Annotated in this window: 7 protein-coding genes; 2 read left to right on the plus strand and 5 right to left on the minus strand. The window is 59.1% G+C overall.

Going from position 1 to position 3,675, the window contains the following annotated elements; genetic code table 11:
* Together WBF74_RS01535 and WBF74_RS01540 are read left to right on the plus strand one after the other, a co-directional pair.
* Nucleotides 1–529 (plus strand): pyrroline-5-carboxylate reductase (locus WBF74_RS01535; protein WP_424434144.1); only part of this gene is annotated, 529 nt, incomplete at its 5' end.
* A 54-nt stretch (nt 530–583) separates the two neighbouring features.
* Complete coding sequence (locus tag WBF74_RS01540; protein ID WP_424434146.1) at nt 584–1,192, plus strand: TetR family transcriptional regulator; 609 nt, start codon at nt 584–586, stop codon at nt 1,190–1,192.
* A gap of 32 nt (nt 1,193–1,224) precedes the next feature.
* Here the strand turns inward: WBF74_RS01540 and WBF74_RS01545 are convergent, their stop codons facing one another.
* From WBF74_RS01545 to WBF74_RS01565, 5 genes are all read right to left on the minus strand, one after another.
* Nucleotides 1,225–1,902 carry an aquaporin gene (locus WBF74_RS01545; RefSeq protein ID WP_424434156.1) on the minus strand — a complete coding sequence of 226 codons (678 nt, stop codon included), beginning with the start codon at nt 1,900–1,902 and terminating at the stop codon, nt 1,225–1,227.
* Entirely contained in the window at nt 1,899–2,462 is a 564-nt protein-coding gene (locus tag WBF74_RS01550; RefSeq protein ID WP_424434148.1) for an arsenate reductase ArsC, read from the minus strand. Before WBF74_RS01550 ends, WBF74_RS01545 begins: the two co-directional genes overlap by 4 nt.
* A gap of 5 nt (nt 2,463–2,467) precedes the next feature.
* On the minus strand, nt 2,468–2,902 hold the full coding sequence (locus tag WBF74_RS01555; RefSeq protein ID WP_424434150.1) for an ArsI/CadI family heavy metal resistance metalloenzyme: 435 nt from the start codon (nt 2,900–2,902) through the stop codon (nt 2,468–2,470).
* Entirely contained in the window at nt 2,899–3,291 is a 393-nt protein-coding gene (locus WBF74_RS01560; protein WP_424434152.1) for an ArsR/SmtB family transcription factor, read from the minus strand. The genes WBF74_RS01555 and WBF74_RS01560 overlap by 4 nt, the downstream gene beginning before the upstream one ends.
* 62 nt (nt 3,292–3,353) lie before the next feature.
* Nucleotides 3,354–3,675 (minus strand): ATP-binding protein (locus tag WBF74_RS01565; RefSeq protein WP_424434154.1); only part of this gene is annotated, 322 nt, incomplete at its 5' end.

Genomic DNA, 3,675 nt, shown 5'->3' on the forward strand with positions numbered 1-3,675 from the left:
CCTCTCCATCGCGGCGGGAACAGGACTCGCGCGGCTTGAAGAATTGCTCGGAGCGGATGTTCATGCGATCCGCGCCATGCCGAATACGCCGGCCTCGGTCGGGCGCGGCATGACGGTTGCCTGTGCCAACAAGCATGTGACGTCCGCTCAGAAGGCGCTTGCCGATCAGCTGCTTTCCGCTGTGGGAGAGGTGGGCTGGGTTGAGAATGAAGCGCTGATTGATGCGGTGACGGCGATCTCCGGCAGCGGCCCGGCCTATGTTTTCCATCTCGTTGAATGTCTTGCGGCAGCGGGGGAGGCGCTTGGCCTCGATCCGGAGCTTGCCATGAAGCTCGCGCGGGAAACGGTCAGCGGATCGGGTGAGATGCTGCATCAGCTTGATGAGCCTGCTTCTGTGCTGCGGGAGAATGTTACCTCGCCGGGTGGCACCACGGCGGCTGCGCTTGATGTGCTGATGGGTGAATTGTCGCCGCTCATGCGCCGGGCGGCGGTTGCTGCACGGGACAGAGCGCGCGAACTTGGCAAATAGCTGGTCGCCACAACCGCTTTCGCGGCCTATCTTCTCCCGGTGAAGGAGAGTGATATGGCCCCCAGGACCAATCCCGAAGAGAAGATCATCAAAGCCGCGCTGAAGCTTGCCGCGAAACAGGGTTGGCGCGGGCTGGCGCTTGCCGATATTGCGGCGGCGGCAAAGGTGACGCTCGCCACACTCTCCACGCATTTTCCTTCCAAGACGGCCATCCTCATCGCCTATGGGCGCGGGATCGACGCCAAAGTGCTTGATGCTGTCGCTGCAGAAGAAATGGATGGCGAGAGCGCCCGGGACCGTCTCTTCGATGTGCTGATGATGCGCTTTGATGCGATGGCGGCAGACAAGGAAGCGCTGAAACGCATTACCGCTGATCTCAGGCGCGATCCCATTGCCTCGGCGCCGCTCATGCGACCCGCGCTGCAATCCATGGGCTGGATGCTGGAAGCGGCGGGCATTGATTCATCTGGCCTTGCGGGTGCCGCCCGTGTGCGTGGCCTCGCGCTTGTGTGGGGGGCAGCCTTCCGCATTTGGCTGGAAGACAATGAGGACCAATCAAAGACCATGGCGGAGCTTGATCGGCGGCTTGGTGATGCAGCGGCGTTTATCGGCCAGCTTTCCCGCCTCTTTGGCAAGAAGCGGCCTGGACCGGCCCGTGAATGATCGTGCGGAGGTTGTTCACTGGTTGGCGGGATTTATTCCTCCGCTTCTCTCAGGAGCCATCTGAAAACCACGAAAGCGGCAATCGCACCGATCAGTTGTGAGCCTATGAAGATCGATACCGATGCGGGAGCAATTCCCGAAAAGGTTGAAGACATGCTGCGGGCAATGGTTACTGCGGGATTGGCGAAGGATGTGGAAGCGGTAAACCAGTAGGCGGCGGCGATGTAAAGGCCGACGCCGGTAGCGATGAAGTCCGGCTTGAACCTCATTATGGCCAGGATGGTGGCAACAAGACCGAATGTCGCGACGGATTCGGAGAGTGCCTGTGCGCTGCCATCTCTCAGCTTGTCGGAAAGCTGAAAGGGAGGTTCGCCAAACATGGCATGTGCGACCAGAACACCCATAATGGCGCCGCCCGTCTGCGCAACCGAATAGAGGATTGCCAGGCGGGCGGTCAATTCCCCGCGTAAAGCCAGAACCAGCGTCACGACGGGATTGAAGTGAGCGCCGGATATCGGGCCGAACATCGTGATCAGCACCACAAGTGCAGCGGCTGTCGCTAGTGTATTGGCGAGCAGGGCCAGAGCCATGCTGCCACCCGACAGATTTTCGCCCATGATGCCGGATCCGACGATGGCGGCGAGCAAAAAGGCCGTCCCGATCGCCTCGCTTGCCAGACGGCGGGCCTTGGTGAATTGCGGAGACATCAGGTGTCTGGCTTCTGGGGAGTCCCCTCTGCCTGTTGCCCGATCTTGTTGAGTTCGTGCTTCGCAGCCATTCGGGAGAGCGAGTGAATTGGAAGAGAGATGAAAACGTCGATCCGGCTTTTCATCATGTGGTAAGTGGCCGCGAAGCCGAGGGTGATGTCCGACACGGAACCCTCTATGGCTGCAGGATCGGGCAATCCCCAATGAGCTGTGACGGGGTGCCCCGGCCAGACAGGACAGGTCTCGCTGGCGGCATTGTCGCAGACCGTAATGATGAAATCGAACTCTGGTGCATCAGTTCCCGAGAATTCATCCCATGATTTCGACCGAAGCCCGCTCGTGTCATAGCCCAAACTGTCGAGCAGCTTTATGGCTTGCGGATGGACCTGACCCTTCGGCATCGAGCCTGCAGAAAACGCGCGGAACTGACCTTCACCTACGCGGTTCAGGATTGCTTCGGCGATGATCGACCGCGCCGAATTACCGGTGCAGAGAAAGAGCAGGTTGAAAGGATTGTCAGGAGTTCCCTTACCCTTGAAATCGGTGCTTATAGAAGCGTCCATGCTCTCTACCCGCAGCAGGCCGAAGTGGATTGTTGCTGCGTCGCTTGTGCAGGGAGTGCAGGTTCCTCGCCATAGGTCGTGGCTTCGCCGAAAGTGTGGAATGTTTCCCAACGAATGCCAGAGGGATCGACGACCCATGTCTTGTTGGACAGGGCGTAGCAGCAACTCGTTGCCTGCTGGTCGAACGTGTCCTGACCGGCGGCCTTGAGGCGTGTAGCAAGCTTTGCGAGTTCAGCGCTGTCGCTGACTTCTATTCCGACATGATCGAGGCCTGTCGCGGCACCGCGCCGGGAAATCGCAAAATTCAGCCGAGGATCCTCTAGCGACCATTTTGCGTAATCGGCTTTGGTCACAGTTGGCGGCGTGTCGAAAAGCGTTGCATAGAAGCCGATGGACGCATCGAGATCATCGACGCTGACGTGAATATGGACCCTTTTCATGCAAGAACCTTCTTTCCGGTTTGATGCGGTGGTTCCGCTGTCTTTGACGGGCAGCAGGCCGCAGCGCTGGTAATGATCTTCGTGAGTGGCGCGCAGATTTCGGGGGCGCCTTTGCAGCAATCGGCAATGAGGAAGCTAAGCAGCCTGCCTATTCCGGCGTAGTTGGCCTGATAGATGATCGAACGCCCCTCGCGCTGCGAGGCCAGAAGCCCGGCTTGGCTCAATAGGTTGAGATTTGCCGAGAGTGTGTTTGGCAGCATATCAAGATGACGTGCGATCTCGCCCGCAGGCAACCCTTCCGGGCCTGCCTGTATCAGCAGACGGAAAATCGCGAGGCGTCCTTCGTGGCCCAGAGCCGACAGGGCGGAGATGGCTATTTTTGATTCCATATTTCTAGAATAATAGAAATATATGATCGCACAACAAATTTTTGGCGCTGATCGTGTGTTTTTTAGACCGGCAGATGAATGATCGCGCGGAGGCCGCCCATCGGGCTGCGGGCCAGTGTTATGTCGCCGCCATGCCCACGCGCAATGTCGCGGGCGATGGCGAGGCCGAGGCCGGTGCCGCCCTTGTCTAGATTGCGCGCCGCATCCAACCGGTAGAAGGGACGGAAGACTTCTTCCATCTGCTCTTCGGCAATGCCCTCGCCATCATCATCCACCAGAATGTCGATGCTGCCGCCGCCGCCATCCCCTTCGGCATCGCGGATCGCTGTCACCCAGACATGGGGCGCATATTTGCCCGCATTGTCCACGATGTTTGTCAGGCAG

The organism is Parvibaculum sp. (genome assembly GCF_049672805.1).
In the GTDB taxonomy this organism is placed as follows: domain Bacteria; phylum Pseudomonadota; class Alphaproteobacteria; order Parvibaculales; family Parvibaculaceae; genus Parvibaculum.

Coding starts and splice junctions, on each gene's coding strand:
- WBF74_RS01540 (WP_424434146.1), top strand. CDS start 584: ATGGCCCCCAGGACCAATCCCGAAGAGAAGATCATCAAAGCCGCGCTG.
- WBF74_RS01550 (WP_424434148.1), bottom strand. CDS start 2,462: ATGGACGCTTCTATAAGCACCGATTTCAAGGGTAAGGGAACTCCTGAC.
- WBF74_RS01555 (WP_424434150.1), bottom strand. CDS start 2,902: ATGAAAAGGGTCCATATTCACGTCAGCGTCGATGATCTCGATGCGTCC.
- WBF74_RS01560 (WP_424434152.1), bottom strand. CDS start 3,291: ATGGAATCAAAAATAGCCATCTCCGCCCTGTCGGCTCTGGGCCACGAA.